The 17,885-nt window shown below is 61.0% G+C and carries 16 protein-coding genes and 2 pseudogenes; 8 read left to right on the top strand and 10 right to left on the bottom strand.

What is annotated here, in order from left to right; all coding sequences use genetic code 11:
• Positions 1 to 43 precede the first annotated feature (43 nt).
• On the top strand, positions 44 to 1,516 hold the full coding sequence (locus AMK00_RS13380) for a right-handed parallel beta-helix repeat-containing protein (protein ID WP_064810657.1): 1,473 nt from the start codon (positions 44 to 46) through the stop codon (positions 1,514 to 1,516).
• Positions 1,517 to 1,620: 104 nt separating this feature from the next.
• On the opposite strand, the gene AMK00_RS13375 is transcribed toward AMK00_RS13380, so the two are convergent.
• Positions 1,621 to 2,397: a dioxygenase family protein gene (locus AMK00_RS13375; protein WP_064810656.1), complete on the bottom strand. Its 777-nt coding sequence runs from the start codon at positions 2,395 to 2,397 to the stop codon at positions 1,621 to 1,623.
• Positions 2,398 to 2,519: 122 nt separating this feature from the next.
• A complete protein-coding gene (locus AMK00_RS13370; protein ID WP_064810655.1) occupies positions 2,520 to 4,421 on the bottom strand; it encodes a potassium transporter Kup in 1,902 nt (633 codons plus the stop codon).
• A 213-nt stretch (positions 4,422 to 4,634) separates the two neighbouring features.
• On the opposite strand from AMK00_RS13370, the gene AMK00_RS13365 reads away from it, so the two are divergent.
• Both AMK00_RS13365 and AMK00_RS13360 read left to right on the top strand, forming a co-directional pair.
• Entirely contained in the window at positions 4,635 to 6,218 is a 1,584-nt protein-coding gene (locus AMK00_RS13365; protein ID WP_064810654.1) for a Na+/H+ antiporter, read from the top strand.
• Positions 6,219 to 6,636: 418 nt separating this feature from the next.
• The gene (locus AMK00_RS13360) at positions 6,637 to 7,059 is read left to right on the top strand and encodes a TIGR02594 family protein (RefSeq protein ID WP_064803389.1); all 423 of its coding nucleotides are present in this window, start codon (positions 6,637 to 6,639) and stop codon (positions 7,057 to 7,059) included.
• Between the two features lie 109 nt (positions 7,060 to 7,168).
• On the opposite strand, the gene AMK00_RS13355 is transcribed toward AMK00_RS13360, so the two are convergent.
• The 3 genes and pseudogenes from AMK00_RS13355 to AMK00_RS13345 form a co-directional block, all read right to left on the bottom strand.
• Positions 7,169 to 7,657, bottom strand: a complete 489-nt coding sequence (locus AMK00_RS13355) for a hypothetical protein (protein WP_064810653.1) — start codon at positions 7,655 to 7,657, stop codon at positions 7,169 to 7,171.
• Positions 7,658 to 7,933: 276 nt separating this feature from the next.
• Positions 7,934 to 9,337, bottom strand: coding sequence for a pyridoxal phosphate-dependent decarboxylase family protein (locus AMK00_RS13350; RefSeq protein WP_064810652.1), 1,404 nt, complete (start codon positions 9,335 to 9,337; stop codon positions 7,934 to 7,936).
• A 167-nt stretch (positions 9,338 to 9,504) separates the two neighbouring features.
• Positions 9,505 to 10,427, bottom strand: a pseudogene (locus AMK00_RS13345) (phytanoyl-CoA dioxygenase family protein).
• Between the two features lie 94 nt (positions 10,428 to 10,521).
• On the opposite strand from AMK00_RS13345, the gene AMK00_RS13340 reads away from it, so the two are divergent.
• The 4 genes and pseudogenes from AMK00_RS13340 to AMK00_RS13325 form a co-directional block, all read left to right on the top strand.
• Complete coding sequence (locus AMK00_RS13340) at positions 10,522 to 11,343, top strand: helix-turn-helix transcriptional regulator (protein ID WP_064811718.1); 822 nt, start codon at positions 10,522 to 10,524, stop codon at positions 11,341 to 11,343.
• Between the two features lie 142 nt (positions 11,344 to 11,485).
• Positions 11,486 to 11,857, top strand: coding sequence for a hypothetical protein (locus AMK00_RS13335; RefSeq protein WP_064810651.1), 372 nt, complete (start codon positions 11,486 to 11,488; stop codon positions 11,855 to 11,857).
• 463 nt (positions 11,858 to 12,320) lie between these two features.
• Entirely contained in the window at positions 12,321 to 12,827 is a 507-nt protein-coding gene (locus tag AMK00_RS13330; protein WP_064810650.1) for a GNAT family N-acetyltransferase, read from the top strand.
• A gap of 84 nt (positions 12,828 to 12,911) precedes the next feature.
• Positions 12,912 to 13,829 (top strand): annotated as a pseudogene (locus AMK00_RS13325) (ornithine cyclodeaminase family protein); the annotation flags it as partial.
• A 48-nt stretch (positions 13,830 to 13,877) separates the two neighbouring features.
• On the opposite strand, the gene dapB reads toward AMK00_RS13325, so the two are convergent.
• The gene (dapB, locus tag AMK00_RS30800) at positions 13,878 to 14,669 is read right to left on the bottom strand and encodes a 4-hydroxy-tetrahydrodipicolinate reductase (RefSeq protein ID WP_082240354.1); all 792 of its coding nucleotides are present in this window, start codon (positions 14,667 to 14,669) and stop codon (positions 13,878 to 13,880) included.
• 144 nt (positions 14,670 to 14,813) lie between these two features.
• Positions 14,814 to 15,029, bottom strand: coding sequence for a hypothetical protein (locus AMK00_RS13320; protein ID WP_011425842.1), 216 nt, complete (start codon positions 15,027 to 15,029; stop codon positions 14,814 to 14,816).
• Between the two features lie 198 nt (positions 15,030 to 15,227).
• Between AMK00_RS13320 and AMK00_RS13315 the strand changes: the two genes are divergently transcribed.
• Entirely contained in the window at positions 15,228 to 15,701 is a 474-nt protein-coding gene (locus tag AMK00_RS13315; protein WP_064803375.1) for a VOC family protein, read from the top strand.
• A 38-nt stretch (positions 15,702 to 15,739) separates the two neighbouring features.
• Here the strand turns inward: AMK00_RS13315 and AMK00_RS13310 are convergent, their stop codons facing one another.
• The 3 genes from AMK00_RS13310 to AMK00_RS32570 form a co-directional block, all read right to left on the bottom strand.
• Complete coding sequence (locus AMK00_RS13310) at positions 15,740 to 16,141, bottom strand: GFA family protein (RefSeq protein WP_064803373.1); 402 nt, start codon at positions 16,139 to 16,141, stop codon at positions 15,740 to 15,742.
• A gap of 244 nt (positions 16,142 to 16,385) precedes the next feature.
• The gene (locus tag AMK00_RS13305; RefSeq protein WP_064811717.1) at positions 16,386 to 17,162 is read right to left on the bottom strand and encodes a phosphodiester glycosidase family protein; all 777 of its coding nucleotides are present in this window, start codon (positions 17,160 to 17,162) and stop codon (positions 16,386 to 16,388) included.
• Positions 17,163 to 17,480: 318 nt separating this feature from the next.
• Positions 17,481 to 17,654: a hypothetical protein gene (locus AMK00_RS32570; protein WP_164517789.1), complete on the bottom strand. Its 174-nt coding sequence runs from the start codon at positions 17,652 to 17,654 to the stop codon at positions 17,481 to 17,483.
• Between the last annotated feature and the right edge of the window lie 231 nt (positions 17,655 to 17,885).

Here is a 17,885-nt window from a genome sequence, read left to right as displayed (position 1 = left end):
AGTCGAGCCAGTCGACTGCGCGACAATGTGAGAACAAGGCGATATGACAGTCTATTATGTGAATTCAGCGACCGGCTCCAACTCGAACACCGGAACAAGCGAGGATTCCCCCTTCGCATCGTTCTGGGCGGTGGAAAACCTGAAACTCCAGCCGGGCGACAGCGTGCTTCTCGCCGCCGGAAGCGTGTTCAACGACCAGCTCGATCTCAAATATTCCGGCACTGTCGACGCCCCGATCACCATCGGCAGCTACGGGATCGGCGACGCTCCGGTCATTCATAGCCCGGGCGACGGCATTCACAGCCTTTACACCTCGAACATCGTCATCGAGAACATCAAGATCACCGACACCGGTGGCGCGGCTATCTATGGCGGTTATGTTTCGAACTGGACGATCAACAATGTCGAGGTCGACCACACCGGTTTGGCGGGCAAGGCCGGTTCCATCAGCATCAGGACCGGCTCGAACATCACCATCGAAAACAGCACGATCAACGATGTCAACGGCGACGGCATGTGGATTGAGAAGATCAACGGCGTCACTCTCCTCAACAACACCGTCACTAACGCCCACGGCACCACGGCGGATGCCGTCCAGATAAACGACAGCAGCAACATCGTCATCAGCGGCAATTATCTCGATCAGACGGGTGCGGTGACGCCAAAGGGCGTACTAACGCTCATCCGGCCTGTGGACGCGGTGATCGAGGGGAACACCATCCTCGGCGGCGGCTTCGGGATCAGCGCGCAGGCCGGCACGGATATTGCCATCCATGACAACGATATATCCGGCTATGGCGGCTACAGCTGGTCTTACGCCATCGGTCTCGGCGACACGGGCGATACACGCAACTACGATATATCAGGCAACTATATCCATGACGGCGTCTGGGGCGTGTCGGTCAGCTCCGCCGGCACGACGACCTATGTTCGCGAGGGCATCGATATCTACGGCAACCTCTTCGATGACCTGACCCAGGCGGCATTGAAGGTCGACCGGCCGGCATCCGGATCCTTCCATGACAATTTCATCGCGAGCGATGTCACGCCATACAGCATCTCCCCCTCGATCATCGCTGCAGGCACCTTTCCCGTCAGCGATAACACGATCATCGAAGAAGGTCCTACCACGCTTGCAAGCGCCGACAGTCTCGCCGCCGCCGATGCGAGCATCAGCCTCGTATCGGACACCGGGCTCACATCCCACAACGAGCTGAAACTTGCTGCCGACAAGATTGCAGCGGATAAGGTCGGCGCCCGCCACGACAATCCCATCTGGGAAAACGGTGTATCGGATGAAACGCTGCTGCTTCGTCACTTCGGCAAGGCGGCTGCCGAAAAGCACGGGTTGACACTTGGCAACGGCGATCACGGCGTCACCATCGAAGCCGCTGATCTTGCTGGCCCGGAGAACGGCAGCGAAATTTCACACCATGAGATCACGCCTCAGCCGTTGCATCATTCAGAAGCGGACCCGCTGATCGTCTCTATGCTTCAACACGGCGTGCTGCACTGAGGATAGCCGGGCGCGTCGCCGCTGCGGCGAGAAGCCGTGGCGGCATCAGCGGTCGCCGAGCAGCGTTCGGGGAAAGGGCTCTCCTGTCGCTCGCCGCCATCGGCTCAGGAAGAGAGGCCGATCGTAATCGTGGCGGAAAGCACGCCGCCATCAAGCTTTTCAAAATCGAAGATGTGATCGGTGGCGTCCTGCGGAATGAGGCCGTCGTCGTCGTTGCGCGTATCGCGGCGGGGGCGTCCACGATAGTCGGGATGCTCACCATAGATGATGTCGCTCAGGGCATCATCGAAATAGACCTGGCTGACGAGAAGCTCCTTGCCGTCCACGAGGATGCGGCAATGAACATGCGGCGTGCGGCCACTATACCATCCGGGATAGGCGGTCAGAAAACTAGCCTGCCCGGCCTTGTCAGTCAGCTGGCGGCCGCGAAAGGCGAGCCCGCTTATCGCCTTGGCATCACCGAGTGTACACATCTTCGCAGCCTCTCGGCCGGAATAGATGCCACGGTGATCGGTATGCCAGATTTCGATGTCGGCATTTTCAACCGGCCGGCAATCGGCTGCATGGACGATACGGAGGGCCAGCCGCAACGGCAGTCCGGCTTCTCCTTCCGAGATGTCCTGGCGGGCCGGGACGTCGTTGACATGGCAGGGACCAAGGGTCTGGGCGATGGTCACGACGCAATTCGGGCGAGTGCGGAAGAGCGGCGCGGGCAGCTTTTCCAAGGCGACAGACTTGGTGCCGCCGCTCAGAAAATCAGTGCCCTTCCAGTCGAATGTCCTGGCTGCCGCCATGACATGCCGCCGCGGCCAGACTGCCGTCGCAACAACCGACGATGCGGCAATCGCGGCGCCGCCAAGTACAAGAGTCCGCCTCTTCATATGTCCTCCTTTGTCTCAAGATCTGGCGTGTAAGGGGGATAGGCCGGGACTACCAGTTAAATCCCGGCAATGATCGACGGTGACGAGGCTGTCGGCGCGAAGCAGGGCGAGGCCATCAGACTTTATATGGCAACCTGTTCGCCAAGCTCGACGACGCGGTTTGACGGCAGGTTGAAGTAATCGGAGGGATCGATGGCAAAGCCCTCCAGCGCCATGAATATGCGTTCCTGCCAGCCGGGCAGACCGGTGTTCGGCGTCCTGACGAGGTTGCGGCGACCGAGATAGAAGGACGTTCTCATGATCTCGAACTTGAAGCCTCCCTCCCGGCAGAGAGCCAGCGCCCTGGTGACGTCGGGATCGTCCATGAAGCCGAAAGTGATGTCGAGACGCACGAAACGCGGCGAGAGCTGGCTTATCTTGATGCGCCTGTTGTCGGGAACATAGGGTTCGTCCTCGGTCCAGACCGTCAGGATGACGTTCTGTTCGTGGAGCACGTGATTGTGCTTGAGATTGTGGAGCAGAACGTTCGGCGTCCGGTCCGGCACGCTGGTTAGAAAAACCGCCATTCCCGGAACGGTAACCGGTGAATGGTCCGACTTCCGCTCGATCGAGCGAATGAAGGAATCGAGCGGAATCTCGTTGTTGGCCCGCAGTCTCTTGAGGTAGGTCTGCCCGCGGGTCCATGTCCACATCAAAATCATGATCGCCAGCGCCAGGGCGACCGGAACCCAGCCGCCGTCTTGGATTTTCAGCAGGTTGGCTGCGAGGAAGACAACTTCGATGACGAAGAGCGGCAAAAGCACTGCAGATGCGAGCATGAAGGAGTATCCCCAAGCGGCGCGAAGGAACTGGAAGGCCAGCATGGTTGTGATCACCATGGCTCCAGTCACCGAGATGCCGTAAGCCGTTGCCAGTGACTCGGAGTCGCCAAAGGAAAAGATCAGCACCAGCACGCCGGTCAGCAGGAGGAGATTGACACTCGGCACGTAAATCTGGCCGGTATTGGTCTCCGAGGTGAACTTGATCCGTAGCCGTGGCAGAAAGCCGAGGTGAACCGCCTGGCGGGCCAAGGAAAACGCGCCAGTGATCACGGCTTGGCTGGCGATGATGGTTGCGAGCGTCGCCAGAAGAACCACTGGCAGCAAGGCCCAATCGGGATACATCAGAAAGAACGGATCGGCGATCGCTGCGGGTTGGCTGAGAACGAGCGCGCCTTGCCCGAGGTAATTCAGCAGCAATGCCGGAAAGACGAGCACGAACCATGCCGTCTGGATCGGGCGTCGCCCGAAATGGCCGAGATCGGCATAAAGCGCTTCGGCGCCCGTGACTGTCAGAAAGACCGCGCCGAGGACGATGAGCCCAACGGTGCCGGCATGAGCGAGGAACGAGAGCGCGTTGATAGGATTGATTGCGGCCAGAATCCTCCAATCGTCGCCGATATGGATCACGCCACCTGCCGCCATGGCAAGGAACCACAAGACCGTTATCGGCCCGAAAAACATTGAAACAGCGGCGGTCCCCCGCGACTGGGCGGCAAACAGAACGATCATGATCGCCGCCGACAGGGGCGGAACGTATTCGGCAAAAGCTGGGGTAATCAGCTTCAAGCCTTCAAGCGCGGACATCACCGACAAGGCAGGCGTGATCATCGCGTCGCCGATGAAAAGTGCCGATCCGATCAGGCCGGCGAAGAACAGCACGGGCACGTTTCGCCCCATCTTTTTCATCAGGAGAGCGAGAAGCGAGAGTGTACCGCCTTCGCCGTCATTGTCCGCCCTGAGAAGGAACAGCACATATTTGAAGGTCACGATGATCGTCAGCGTCCAGATCATCAGCGAAATAAGACCAATTACCTCGAATTCGTGGACGCCATCGGCCGTGAACGGTCTGAGCGCCTCGCGAAAGGCGTAAAGCGGGCTGGTGCCGATATCACCATAGACGACGCCGACGGCGCCGACGACCAATCCGACAAAGCCGGCCCGGCTGGCGACATCACCGGTCTTATCTGCACGTGCTGAAGTCATGTTTCCCCGCTCACGTCGCTTGCTTACAGACGGAAACATATGCCGCATTGAAGAAGGGCAAGTAAATTTGTACGGGTGCAAACTTTTCGCGACGAAGCGAGCATGGAGGCCGGCCCGGCATGGCTGCCGCAAGACGTTCAGAATGAATCGATTTCGGTCCTGAAAATTATGTAGTAGGCATCCGAAATCAGTATCAGGCCGGGGCCAAGCGAGATGGAACCCACTCAATTGTTCGAGCTGGTCATTGCGATGTTGCTCGCAATCATCGCGCTGCACTACGCTGCCCACAGGCTGGGATTGCCGCCGTCCGTGGCGCTGCTGGCCGGCGGCGCTCTGCTGGCCTTCGTGCCGGGGCTGCCGGCGATTACTGTCGATCCCGGGCTGGTGCTCGTTATCTTCTTGCCGCCGCTCTTGATGGACGGAGCCTGGGCCATTGCTCTCGTGCGGCTGCGGCGCCATATGATCGGCATCGCCTCGCTGGCCGTCGGAGCGGTGTTCTTCACCTGTGCCGTCGTGGCCGTCGTGACCCATCTTCTCTTTCCGTCACTTCCCTGGGCCGCCTGTGCAGCACTTGGCGCGATCGTTTCACCGCCTGATGCGGTGTCGGCTCGTGCCGTGCTGGAGCGCGTCAAGCTGCCGCGACGGTTGCAGATACTGCTGGAAGGCGAGAGTTTGCTGAACGATGCGAGCGGGCTGGTTCTCTTTCGCTTTGCCGTCGCCGCCGCCGCAACGGGAAGTTTTAGCGCGGTGGAGGCGGCTGCCAGCTTCCTTGTGCTGGCGCTCGGCGGCGCGGTCGTCGGCGTCGTTGTCGGAACGGCGTGGGTGAAATTCGTCCGGCGCCTGGGCGACGAATATCTCATCATCGCCGCCACCGTGCTGCTCGCCTGGATTTCCTATCTGCTCGGCGAACTGCTGCACGTTTCCGGCGTCATCGCCACCGTTACTACGGGTCTGATCGCCTCCTGGCACCAGCACACTGTATTCTCGGCCGCAACACGCATGCGAGGCACGTCGTTCTGGACTGTGATGATCTTCCTGATGGAAGCTTCTGTATTCACATTGATTGGGCTGTCGCTGCGCGATGTCGTTGAGCGCGGCGGCGGTTTCGCCACAGTGATCGCCACCATGGGACTGCCGATGCTGGCAATCCTCGTGACGCTCGTGATCGCCCGCTTTGCGTGGGTCTTCGCCTCAGATGTCGTCATCCGGCTCTGCGCGCCGCTGGGGTTCAAACGCGCCAAGCCGCTGGGCGCCGGCGGCGCCACCGTCCTCAGCTGGGCCGGCGTGCGCGGTGTGGTGACGCTCGCCCTGGCGCTCAGCCTGCCGGAAGAATTCCCCGGCCGCGACTTCATCCTCGCAACATCTTTTTCCGTCATTGTCGGAACCGTGCTCGTCCAGGGAACGAGTTTGGGGCGGATTATTGCCTGGGCACGACTGGTGGAGCCGGAGACGGAGAGAGCGCGTCTCACAATGAGTCAGGCCGAAGCCGCCATGGCGCAGGCGCAGCTTGGAACCATTCAAAACCTGGCATACGACCTCGAGGGAAATCTTATCCACCCACAATTGCTCGAACGGTACCAGCGCCGTGCCACGGCGATCGTGGATTACGCCACCAGAACGGAACATTATATCCCGGTGCTCCATGCTCATTTCGATGTCGTTCTCGAGGCGGTTGCAACCGGACGCCGGGAACTCATTCGGCTCCATCGCGCCGGTGATATAGATGACGAGACGCTGCAGGAGCTGGAACGGGATCTCGATCTCGAGGAACTGAGCGCGATCTCAGCCAAAGCCTGAGTTTCGCGGCCTTGCCAGATTGAAGCGGCCGGTCTGCAATAGTTTTTGCGCAGATCGAAGTATTCCACGCGGTCCTGAAATATAAATCGCCTCGCGCCTAATAGCCTTGCCTCTGCCTCTTTGTGAGGTGTCGGTGGGTGGCTCGCCGTGAGTATCCTCATTGCGCGGGTATCTCGTTGCCTCCAGGACCGAACTTCCCATCGTCCGGCTTCGCCAATGGAGCGTTTGGATGCTGCCAGATTACCTGTTTTCATCGCGATGCTGCAGGCTACGTAAAGTTTTGTTTCTGTAAATTCTGAAAAAATACGCGGTCAAATTGCTTCTAATTGCTGCCATGATTCAAATATACGTTCCGGCCGCGATTTTTTCTTCGCCACATTTCGGATGTTCCAAATAATTCAAACAATGGTGAGAAACAATGAAAATTATTCTCGTCATAGCCCTCACGGTTTTTGCCGTGCCGTGTGAGGCCGACATGCTCGTCACGGCTTCGAAATATAATCGCATGCACGAACGCTCCATTTCGTTTCTCGGCATCAATCCCCGCAGAACGTCGTGGTGCGGAGCCTTCCTCGCCTTCGTCGCCAAACGATCGTCCCGCCAGCCGCCGCCCAATCCCAATATGGCAGTTTCCTGGAAAAGCTTTGGCAAGCCCGTCTTCTTCCGCTCGGCAAGGCGGGGTGATGTCGTTGTCATTCGAAGCGGCAGGCGCTTCCACGTCAGCCTGTTCGACCACTTCGACCAACGACGCCAGTACGTTTATCTCTTCGGCGGCAACCAATCCAACCGCGTCCAGCTGTCACGTTACCGCACCAGCTCGGTCGTTGCCGTTCGACGATGAAGCGGGAAATCTCACCTTTCCGCTGGTTTCAGCAAATCCAATAGCTCATGGTGCGATCGAGGCCCCTGCGGGGCGCTTCAGGATGAGGCCGGAGAGAGGACGACGACGGTCAATCAACCCCGTCCAACGCACATATCACGCCGTCGACGGGAATGGCTGCCAGCCTTTCGCGCCTGATGTCGAACCGCCAGGCCTTGACCACATTCTCGGATCGATAGGAGCCATCCGGTTGCTCCACCATCCTGCCGAGCGCAAAGACGGCGAGGTCGGGAAACCGGCTGGACGAGCAATAGGCCGGCTGCAGAAGCTCGTGGCGGGGCGACGGCTTTGAGATCGTTACCTGGTCGAGCACGGTCCAGACGGGGAGGTTTCCGTTCATGCCGGTCTGGCGCCGAAGCACCAGCGACAGCTTTGCACCGCATTTGATCTCGGCTGCCGCATAGGCCGGGCCTTCGGCTATTGCCGACAGAGCAGTCCCGCTGACCTCCACGCAGTCCTTCGCCGGAAGAGGCGTGGATTCGCCACGTGCCTCGCTGGCATGGGAGGCGGCCGGGATCAGAGCGAGAAGAGCGGCAATCGCGGGGAGATGTCGAGACATGGGAGACCGTTGAGAACAGCGAGGGAGGGGGTGCTGGTTTCATATCCACAATCCAGAAGAGAGGACGGTAGCTTTGCTCGGAGATGAGTCAATAGCCGATCCGCTACCGCGTGTGGAACTTCGCCGGCGCCGGCCGGTGGCCGACCTCGTCCTTCGAGGCCCCTCAGGCCAGAGGCCGGAGCCTCGAAGGACCGGGGCGGGTGGTTGGGTACCTGGCGGCATCGCGCCATACACAATGAATTGGCCGGCCCGACACAATGCCAGTCAGCGCAGGCGTCAGCCGCGGCTGACACTCCGGAAGGCAGCGATGATGCTGTCAGCGGCCAGCCGGGCTTCGTCTGCGGTCGTCTGGAAATTGGTGACGGAGAGGCGCAGGACGTCGCGCCCGCGCCATTTGGCGCCGCCGGCGAAGAGGGTGGCGTCGTCGCGGATTTTTGCGATGGTCTTGCGGGTGATCGCGTCGCTTTCATCGTCCGGGCGGTCGGCGGCGAAGCGGAGGATGAGCTGGTTCAGCGTGATCTCGTTCAAGATAGTGATACCTGGTTCGCGCTGGAGATGCTCGCCCAGCAGGCGGGCCGACGCGCAACATTGGTCGATGAGGGCGGCGATGCCATCGCGGCCGAGATGTTTCAGCATTGCCCAGGTGGCGAAGCCGCGGGCGCGCCGGGAAAGCTCCGGCACGTAATGGGAAGGATCGCGCTCGCCCTCGGCTGCGAGCGGCAGGTAGCTTGCGGCGATCGTCATGGCGCGGCGGTGGGCAAGCTCGTTGCGCACGATTGCATAGCCGCAGTCATAGGGCGTCTGCAGCCATTTATGACCATCCGTCGCCCAGCTGTCGGCCGCCTCGACACCGCGGCCGAGATGGCTGAATTTCTTTGATGCCTGTGCCCAGAGGCCGAAGGCGCCGTCGACATGCACCCAGGCGCCTTTTTCCCGAAGGGCCGGGATCAAGCGGATGAAATCGTCGAAGCCGCCGGTATTGATCTGCCCGGCCTGGAGGATGGCGATGCAGGGACCGCTGACCGGGGCAAGCGCGTCGCCGAGTGCGGCCGGATCGATCCGGCCCATTGGATCGGTCGGCAGGCGCAGCACGCGGTCATGACCGAGGCCGAGGAATTGCAGTGCGGAGAAGACCGTCGTGTGGGCGTCGTCGCCGATCAGCACGGTGATCTCGGGCGCGCCGAACAGGCCTTTGGCATCCGCATCCCAGCCTGCCTTGCGCAGCACCTCGCCGCGGGCGGCGGCAAGGCAGGTGAAATTGGCGACCGTGGCTCCCGTGACGAAGCCCACAGAGCTTTCGGCTGGCAGCTTCAGGATGTCAAGAAGCCATCTGGCCGCGATTGTTTCGACGGCAGCCGCGGCCGGGGCGGCGACGTGGTTTCCGGCATTCTGGCCCCAGGCGCTGGTCAGGAAATCGGCCGCGACGCCGACCGGATGAGAGCCGCCGATGACCCAGCCGAAGAAGCGCGGACCGGTGGTGAAATGCAGGCCGGGCTCGGCGTCCGTGGCGAGCTGCCTGATGACATCGGCCATATCGGCGCCGACCGCCGGCAGCGGCTCATCGAAGGCGGCGAGCGAGGCGGCATAATCGTGCCGGGGGACATGGCGGTTCGGCGCGCGCTCACGAAATCCGGCTGCAAGGCGGGCGGCTTCCTGAAACAAAGATGCGATTGCCGACATGCGGGGTCCCCCTCAGCCGAGCGCCCACCGGCCCCGGGGACCGCCTCCAGGCAAGCTTGCCGGCCCGGCAAGTCTAGCCGATATCGCCGTCGCTGTCTTGGTTCGGGAAAAATCGATCCCAGGCGGGTTTGGCTTCGGCTGAAGCATTGCGGCGCGGAGCCAAAGCCCTACAGCATATCCCCCAGGCTCCAGTGGTTGTTCCAGCGGGCGTCGATTTCGTCGTCGACGTTCTGGTAGCGGATATCGGTGGAGAGGCGCAGCCGCCGGGCACGGTCTTCGTTGTTGGTGGCGGCGTGGATCATGTAGGGAGAGTGCAGCACGGCGTCGCCAGCCTCGTAATCGGCGGCGAGCCAGCGGGCGTCGAAGCGCTCGGCCATGTCGGGAAGATCCTTGGAGATCCAGCCGCCTTCGGCCATGTGATCGTTATAGGCGCTGATCCGCTCTTCCGGCGAGAGAGTGCCGCTGTTCGTCTGGAATTCCGCCTCCATCCTGCGGCCGAGCGCATGCGAGCCTTCGAGATAGACTAGACCGCCCATTTCGGCCGGGATGTCGCCGATCGGGATCCATGCGGTGACGAGGCGACTGGTGCCGCCGCGGAGGTAGACGAGGTCATAATGGGCGGGCGTGGCCACCGCCGTGCCGGGTTGGACATAGCGCATCAGCTTGCGTTTATGGAGATAGGAGATGCCCTGGACAAAGGCGTCCATGAAGCGGACGAGTCGCGGTTGGGCGCAGAAGCCTTCATAGGCGGCGGAACGGACGATCGACATTAGGCGGCGGTTGGCGAGATTCCAGTCGAAGCCTTCGGCGGCCGCGATGCCGAGTGCGAATCATGGCCGGGCGCCAGCAGGCCGGTTTCGGCGAGGTGGGTGAAGACCCAACGGCGGAAGTCGATCACTTCGGCGCGCGGCAGGAGGCCTTTCAGCCAGACATAACCATCCTCCTCATAGCGGCGGCGAATGGCCTCGATACCGATACCGGGATCGGTCGGCGCGAGCGGGCCGAGCTTTTCAGCGGGGATTGTTTTGCCATGGGCGGCGACGGGCGTTTGCGTCACTCCCATCCCGGCGGCATTCACGGCAATTGACATTTCATTCATTCCTGCTTTGACTTTTCCTGCCTCCAGCTTGCTTGTTACGTGAGCCAATCGCCATGGAGGAAAGTTGCAGCTGGATTTTTCGCTCATGAGAGAAGCTGACGCCGTCTATCGATCTCCCCTCGCTGCGGCAGGCGGGCTTGCCGTGATCGGCAGCGGCAGGCAGCATGCGCGCCATGCGGTGAAGGACAGGAAGCTGCCGAGTTTTGCGGCCGTGCTGGTGGAGCGCGGGCAGGGCTTTCTCGAAACAGCCGCCGGCGGGCGCCAGCGTGTGGAAGGGCCGGCGCTCTTCTGGCTGTTTCCGAACCGTCTCCATTCCTATGGGCCAGACGACGCCGGATGGGACGAGCGCTGGGCGCTGTTCGAAGGCTCGTTCACACGGGATTTCCTGCGGATGCGGCTGATTGGCGAGCGCCATCCACTCGTGAGGTTACGCCAGATCGAGGAGGTGGTGCGGCTCTTCGCGCGGCTGCATGCCGATCTCGTCGACGACAGTCATCTCGGGCAGGCCTCGGCGGCATTGGGGCTCCATCGCATCGTCATCACCGCCGCGCGGCAGGCGAGCGCTGCTGCAGGTCGCGAAAGCGAGGGCGCGACCGGCGATCTCGTCGAGACGCTGCGGGGCAGGTCGCTGCAGCCTCTCGACCTTGCCTCGTTGGCCGCCGAGCACCGCATGTCGCCAGCCACGTTGCGGCGGAAATTCATCGCCGAAACGGGCATGCCGCCCAAGGACTTCCAGCTTCGGGCGCGTATGGACCATGCCAAGCAGCTGCTCGCCACGTCAGACGAGAAGATCGAAACCGTCGCAGCCATGGTCGGCATCGAAGACCCGTTCTATTTTTCTCGCGTCTTTCGTGAGCGCGAGGGCTGCAGCCCCCGTGAATTCCGGATGCGATATAAGCGAGGTTGAGCTGTTGGTTTATCGCTCGCCGTCTTTGTCGCGATATTGAATAAATCAAGCATTGCGGGAGGAGTTAAGCGATTTTCGCCAGTAGATGTTTTGATTTTATGCAGCCTACTCTCGAAATTTTCCAAAGATCGGCTAAAATCTATTGCCATCTTTTGAAGTATCCATCAATAATGTAGGCAATATCATTCGCGCTGCTATCAAGGCAGCTCTGTCGATCAGCGAGGGATATGCACTGAAATATTTCATTCTCTATGCGCTCGTGTGCTCGGTAGTCGGGATAATTCTTCTCGTCGTCTTCTATCAAATTGAACCGGTTCAGATGGAGAGGCCTGGCGATCAGACGGCCTTCGAACCGGATGATCTGATTGTGCGGTCGACCCGCGAACCGAGGACAGATCAGCCCGTTATGCGGCCTCCCAGCCAATGGGATCTGCGGCTTGGCAATCAGCCGGAGGCGCAGCCCGATCAATCAGGCGTGCGCAAAGGCGGCCGGGTGGGAACGCCGGCGCAGTAGGTGGAGTTGGCACTGCCCTTTGTTTGACAGCGTACCGCGCGCCTCTTCCTTTGAGGCTGTTGCGGGTACTACTTCTGCTCCCTCACCAATTCCATGTCTTCAGGGCTGAGGGAGTTTGGAGCAGTGTTCGCGCCCAGGCCTCCCTCTTGTCGGGCGCGATATCCTCCAACGCCTGCCACTATAAGGGAGTGGCATCCTCCAACCTCCCTCATGCTGAGGCGCGCAGCCCGGAGGGCAGAGCCTCGAAGCACGCGGCCCAACGCCGCTTCTTGCATTCATCAACCGCCGACAGACCCGCCTCGTCCTTCGAGGCGATCCTGCGGATCGCACCTCAGAATGAGGCTCTCTTGAGTCTTGGCGGGGCCGCGGTGGGGCCAGGCGGCGCCAATCGAACTCACGCTTCCGGGTTGCATCCACTGCAGCCGGCTGCGATGACATATCTCCGATAGTCCGGGAGGTGGAGATGGATGCAGACGGCGTGACGATCAAGCTCATAGGCGCAGACGAGGTGGAGGCTTTCCGGCATATCCGTCTGGAAGCGCTTTGTGCCGAGCCGTCCTCCTTTGCCAGCCGCTACGAAGACTGGGAAATTCTGTCTCTGCAGGAGTGGCGCGATCGGCTGAACGAGCCGGTTTTCATCGCCTTCCAGAAGGGCGAACCCGTCGGCATCATGGGCCTATTTCGGCAGCGGTCGAGCAAGATGGCCCACCGCGCCACGGTCGTCATGGTCTATATCAGAGCCAAGCTGCGCGGAACCGGCCTTGCCGTCAAACTGCTGGAGGCGATTTCCGATCACGCGCGCGATATCGGCATCGGTCAATTGGAACTCTTCGTCAGCGCCGAAAATTCGGTGGCGATACGGTTCTACCAGCGGCAAGGTTTTGCCGAGATCGGCCGTATCCCCGGCGGCGTGCTGGAGGATGGCCGGGAGATCGACGATGTCATGATGGCGCGGCGGCTGGTGGGGTAGGCCGTCGCGGCGCGGCGGGCCATCCGGCCTCTTGACCTCAAGCGGGATTGGGGTTGCAGGATGCCGCCTGAATCGGAGGTTGCCGTGATGAAAATCCTGATGGACAAGTATATTGACGATAGCGGGTTGATGGCGGTCGCGATCGATGCGCTGGAGACCGCCTTCCATGCCAGGGCCGCCAACCGGTTGATCTCGCCGCCGAGGCATCATGTGTCGTTTGCTGACCGAGGCGATCTCGTTTTTACCGTTGGCGGTATCCTGGGCGAGAAACCGCTTGCGGGCTTTCGCGTCTACGACACATTCGATGGGGCTGAGCATGCGCAGATCGTCGCCGTATGGTCGGCCGACGACGCCAAGCTCAAAGGCATCGTTCTCGGATCGCGCCTCGGGAGCCTCAGGACCGGTGCGATCGGAGGTCTCGCGATCCGGCATCTCGGTGCGCCAGACGCCAAGATCGTCGGCATCGTCGGCAGCGGCGCGCAGGCGCGAACCCAGCTCGCCGCGGCTGCCGCCGTTCGCGACCTCGATCGCGCCCGCGTTTACAGCCGTGACGAGAAAAATCGCGTTGCCTTTGCAAGCGAGATGCAACTCGCGCTGGGGCTTGAGGTGGAGCCCGTCGACAGCGTCTCGAAAGCCGTTGAAGACGCCGACATCGTCATCTGCGCAACGACTAGCCAAACGCCCGTCCTCCACGCCGGCGATTTAAAGGCCGGCGCGCACGTCAACACTGTCGGCCCGAAAACGCTTCACGGTTACGAACTCGGCCTGGATGTCGCAGACGCCGCGGCCGTGATCGCGACGGATTCTCCCGAACAGGCGCGCGCATACCCATCGCCCTTTTTCTTGGCGGGCTCCGGCAGCGACGGCCGTCTGGTTGACCTCGCCGAGATCATTGCCGGGAAAGTGGCGGGGCGAGGATCGCCCGAAGAGTTAACACTGTTCTGTTCCGTGGGCCTCGCCGGAACCGAAGTTGCCGTCGCGGCGGCGATCCTCGATAGGCTGGATGCGTCGGTGCAGACCCTGATTCAAGGAGGTGGTTCAAGCCTCCGTTCATTCTCTATTCGCGCTTTCCGCCGTCAGACCCAGCATATCCCGCATGCTGTATTCGCCGGGTGCGCGCCCTGCGATCCAGCGGGCGGCGGCAAGCGCACCGCGGGCGAACATGCCGCGATCGAGAGTCGAATGCGACAGCGTCACGACTTCGTCGGCGGCGGCGAACAGGACGCTGTGTTCTCCGATGAGCCCGCCGGCGCGCAGGACGGCGAAGCCGATCTCGCCGGTCGGCCGCTCGCCGGTGACGCCGTCACGCCCGCGCCGCTCGACAGATGCCAGGGAAACGCCGCGCCCCTCGGCGGCCGCTTCGCCGAGCATCAGCGCCGTACCGGACGGGGCATCGATCTTTCTGTTGTGGTGGGCTTCGAGGATTTCGATATCCCAGCCATGCGCGGGAAGAGCGCGCGCCGCCTGGGCGACGAGGCCGACCAGGATGTTGACGCCAATGGAGAAGTTGCCGGAGCGCAGAATCGGAATCGTTCGGGCGGCGGCGGCGATCCTTTGGATCTCATCCGGCTCGAAACCGGTCGCTCCGATCACCAGGGCCGGCCCGCCTGCAGAGGCGCAGAGGCCGGCGAGTTCGGCAGCGGCATTTCCCGTCGTGAAATCCAGGATCACGTCGGCGGCTGCGATTGCTGCCCCACGGTCGATCAGCCCGTCACCGGCGGAGCCGGGACGGCCGATGCCGCCGATGACCGCAAAAGCCGGATCGGCCGCGAGCAGCGGCAGTATGGTGCGACCCATGCGGCCGTTCGCGCCGGCGACGGCTATTTTGACAGGTGAGGTCACGTGTTTTCCTTGGCTGGCATATTTCCGATAGAGCGGCCGCTTGCATCCGGGGTTCGCGCCGGAACGGCATTCTGCACCTACCGCACTTGCGCTCCCGGCGTAAAGCAGGGGATTTGTTGCGACCGTCCCTGTGAACGCCTGGCCTTACCAGTTGCCGGGATCGGCGGTGTGATCGATGCTGGCGAATTCATCAGCCTTGTTCCGGTCGAGGTTTATCTCCGTGGTCACCTTCGTCTCGTCGGTGACCGAGTAGCGGTCAGGGACGGGTCCCTTCGAAAGTTCCTGGTACAGGAGCAAGGCTGCCTCCTCGGCGGTATCGGCCTCGATTTCGCGGGTGAGGGTAACGGTGAACTTGTGCATGGCTTCGGCCCTTTTAATCGGCGCGCGGACGATGCGCAGCTTGCACAGTCTGACACGCTTTTTGCGATGCGAAAACCGCAGCGTGCCGGGTGTGCATGGATCAAACCGAGGAGCCTTTGCCGAAATAACCTACATGGGCTGGAGAAAGGCGATTTCCCTCTTATTTGAGTGGGAATTGCAAACTAAGAGGACCGCGCAATGGCAAAAAACACGATCTGCCTATGGTACAACAAAGACGCTGAGGATGCCGCCCGCTTTTATGCCGCGACCTTTCCCGACAGCGCTGTGGGTGCTGTCACGCGTGCGCCGGGAGATTATCCTGAAGGCAAACAGGGAGACGTTCTGGTTGTTGAATTCACCGTCGCGGGTATCCCTTGCATCGGTCTGAACGGCGGCCCTGCAATCAAACACAGTGAAGCCTTCTCGTTTCAGATCGCCACGGAGGATCAGGAAGAAACCGATCGCTACTGGAACGCCATCGTCGGTAATGGCGGCCAGGAAAGCGAGTGTGGCTGGTGCAAGGACAAATGGGGTTTGTCCTGGCAGATCACTCCGCGCGTCCTCTCAGAAGCACTCTCGGCGGGTGGTGATCAGGCAAAGCGTGCTTTTGACGCGATGATGACGATGAAAAAGATCGATGTCGCGGCGATCGAGGCGGCTCGGCGCGGTTGAGGCGCCATTGCCGCCCGAGGCCGACACATGACGGCCTGTCAGAACCAGAGATCGCGTACGCAGCGCCCGTCGGAGGGAAGGTCTTTGAATGTGTCCAGCCCGTCGAAGTGATCGATGGGGAGATCGGCGACGAGTTCCGGAGGTGCAAGCCGCATGTTGACCGCCATGCGGCGGCGGCCATCCTTTTGCAGGCGCAGACCGCGCCAGCTCAAGACGCAAGCGCAGGATGGGCAGAACAAAATTTCGAGGGATGACGTCTCCCTGCCGGAGCGGGTGTAGGAGGCGGTCTGGCCGGTGAGCGCAATACGCTCTCCTTCGTAATCATAGGCCCAGAGCGTGCCGTAGCGTCGGCAGAGGGTACAGTTGCACGCGGTGATCGATCCAGGATCGCCTTGGAGCGTCCAGCTCGCCTTGCCGCAATGACATGAGCCTGTCAGCATGAGCGTGAGTTCACTTGCTGCTCTCCTTCAAGCACCGCATCGTGCCTTAATCGCGCGGTGACCGCAATTGCCGCTTGCCTATTGATCCGGTCGGCCCGTGACGATGTCAGATGCAATCCTTTCGAAATCCGGATCATGCTGCCTGCAGGCCGCCGCCGTCCAAGGGGCCTGTGGCCATGCTTCTTCATTTCAAAGGCCGTGTGACGGGGTCGCGGAGAGCGATGAACGCGGGATGCCTCGCGTCCTATTCCACAAGGCCGAAGATCGGGCCATAGCCGCCGTGCCAGGAGCGGTCGTTGCGGCCCATTACCGGATAGAAGAGTCCGACACCGCGTCCACCATCGAGAAACAACGCGTCGGGACATTTCAGCCGGTCGCGGAAGAGTCGTGCGAAGTCGTGGAAATTGACACTGTCTTCGCTGATCGCGAAGCGAACTGCGCCGCTTGTGCAGATGCCGACACCGCTTCGGCGGGTTCGGTCTGTCGAGCCGAAGATGAAGATCGGGTTCAGCTTTCCAGCAATGACGAGCATTGGGCCGGACTGCGTGGCGAACCGCACCTTAGGGGCGCGCTTCAGAAATTCGTCGGTCGGAAGTATGCCGGCGCCTGCTTCATCAAGAAAGAACACGCCGTTCGGCTTCTTATAAAAATTCGGGACCTGACCGGCAGAGCCTCCGGCCCCTGCCGTATTGAGAGGTTTCAATTCCCCGCCGTTCTCGACATACAGTCCCATCGGCGAAAAGTCGGCCCGGTACATTCCGGCGTTGACGGCAAAGGCCAGCGTTTTCCCCTCGGAGCGAAGGGCTTCGGCGAGGTTTGAAAAAGCGCGGTATGGTTCGCCATAGGCATCTTTCCAGAACAGGCGCAGATCGGCTTTTCCTGCTTCCAGCGTGCAAACGACGTATGTCGCCTGTTCGAAAGTTTCCTGTTCGCATGGCTCTGCATGCGCCTGAGGCAGGAATGTCATCATTGCCGCCAGCATCATGGCCGCAGCGAGCACGCCTTGTTTGAGATAGGTCAGTGGTGTCAGAATAGTCATGACGAGATCTAATTTCCTATCGTGCGGCCGCAGCGCCGGTTTTTCATCGCCATCGGCGGCGCCAAGAATAGGAATTTTTACCGGCACAGCAATGACTGTCAGCCGCGATTGGTATTCCAAGATTTTTCGTGAGACGTCGACGCCTGCCTCCTTCTTCTACAGGAAGGAAACGATAGCATCTGGCTCCGCTTCTTCCGCTGGCAGAAGAGGTGGATCAGGCAGATGAGGGGGAAGGAGCCTCAGCGGCAAACGCCGCCCATCAGAACCCAGACACCCCGGCAAAGCTGGGAACATTCAACCCTACCAGGCGGTACGGGCGGTGCCGAGTGCCGTTGTATGAGAGGATGAGACGTGGGCGACATGTACCTTGAGCGATACGACGCAGTTTCCCGGACAGCTAAGTTTGTGCATCGTCAAGTGCTTCAGCAACGCCTCGGCGTCGCGCTTCTCGGTCAGCGGAAATGTCACAGTCATGCGGGTTCCTCCAACGAACATACTGAGCATCTGCGGAAATAAATGGTTAAATCCTCTCGCGCCGCAACAAGAAAATTTGAATGAGAAAATTAAAATCGATTAGCTTTTTTTAAAATCGTTTGAAATTAGCTTCCTCGGTTTTCCCATGGATTGGGCAGTGGTTCGGCCGCGAGCGAGATCCGCATAGTGCGCTCCAAGAAGCACTTGAAGCGTTGGGAGCAATGCCCTCGA

This window comes from Rhizobium sp. N621 (assembly GCF_001664325.1).
Classification (GTDB): Bacteria; Pseudomonadota; Alphaproteobacteria; order Rhizobiales; family Rhizobiaceae; genus Rhizobium; species Rhizobium esperanzae.
Note: the sequence above shows the minus strand (reverse complement) of the source record. Positions and strands in the feature narration are given on the sequence as shown.

Coding starts and splice junctions, on each gene's coding strand:
- AMK00_RS13310 (WP_064803373.1), bottom strand. CDS start 16,141: ATGCTGACAGGCTCATGTCATTGCGGCAAGGCGAGCTGGACGCTCCAA.
- AMK00_RS13350 (WP_064810652.1), bottom strand. CDS start 9,337: ATGTCGGCAATCGCATCTTTGTTTCAGGAAGCCGCCCGCCTTGCAGCC.
- AMK00_RS13365 (WP_064810654.1), top strand. CDS start 4,635: ATGGAACCCACTCAATTGTTCGAGCTGGTCATTGCGATGTTGCTCGCA.
- AMK00_RS13315 (WP_064803375.1), top strand. CDS start 15,228: ATGGCAAAAAACACGATCTGCCTATGGTACAACAAAGACGCTGAGGAT.
- AMK00_RS13370 (WP_064810655.1), bottom strand. CDS start 4,421: ATGACTTCAGCACGTGCAGATAAGACCGGTGATGTCGCCAGCCGGGCC.
- AMK00_RS13360 (WP_064803389.1), top strand. CDS start 6,637: ATGAAAATTATTCTCGTCATAGCCCTCACGGTTTTTGCCGTGCCGTGT.
- AMK00_RS13375 (WP_064810656.1), bottom strand. CDS start 2,397: ATGAAGAGGCGGACTCTTGTACTTGGCGGCGCCGCGATTGCCGCATCG.
- AMK00_RS32570 (WP_164517789.1), bottom strand. CDS start 17,654: ATGACTGTGACATTTCCGCTGACCGAGAAGCGCGACGCCGAGGCGTTG.
- AMK00_RS13355 (WP_064810653.1), bottom strand. CDS start 7,657: ATGTCTCGACATCTCCCCGCGATTGCCGCTCTTCTCGCTCTGATCCCG.
- AMK00_RS13330 (WP_064810650.1), top strand. CDS start 12,321: ATGGATGCAGACGGCGTGACGATCAAGCTCATAGGCGCAGACGAGGTG.
- AMK00_RS13380 (WP_064810657.1), top strand. CDS start 44: ATGACAGTCTATTATGTGAATTCAGCGACCGGCTCCAACTCGAACACC.
- AMK00_RS13320 (WP_011425842.1), bottom strand. CDS start 15,029: ATGCACAAGTTCACCGTTACCCTCACCCGCGAAATCGAGGCCGATACC.
- AMK00_RS13340 (WP_064811718.1), top strand. CDS start 10,522: ATGAGAGAAGCTGACGCCGTCTATCGATCTCCCCTCGCTGCGGCAGGC.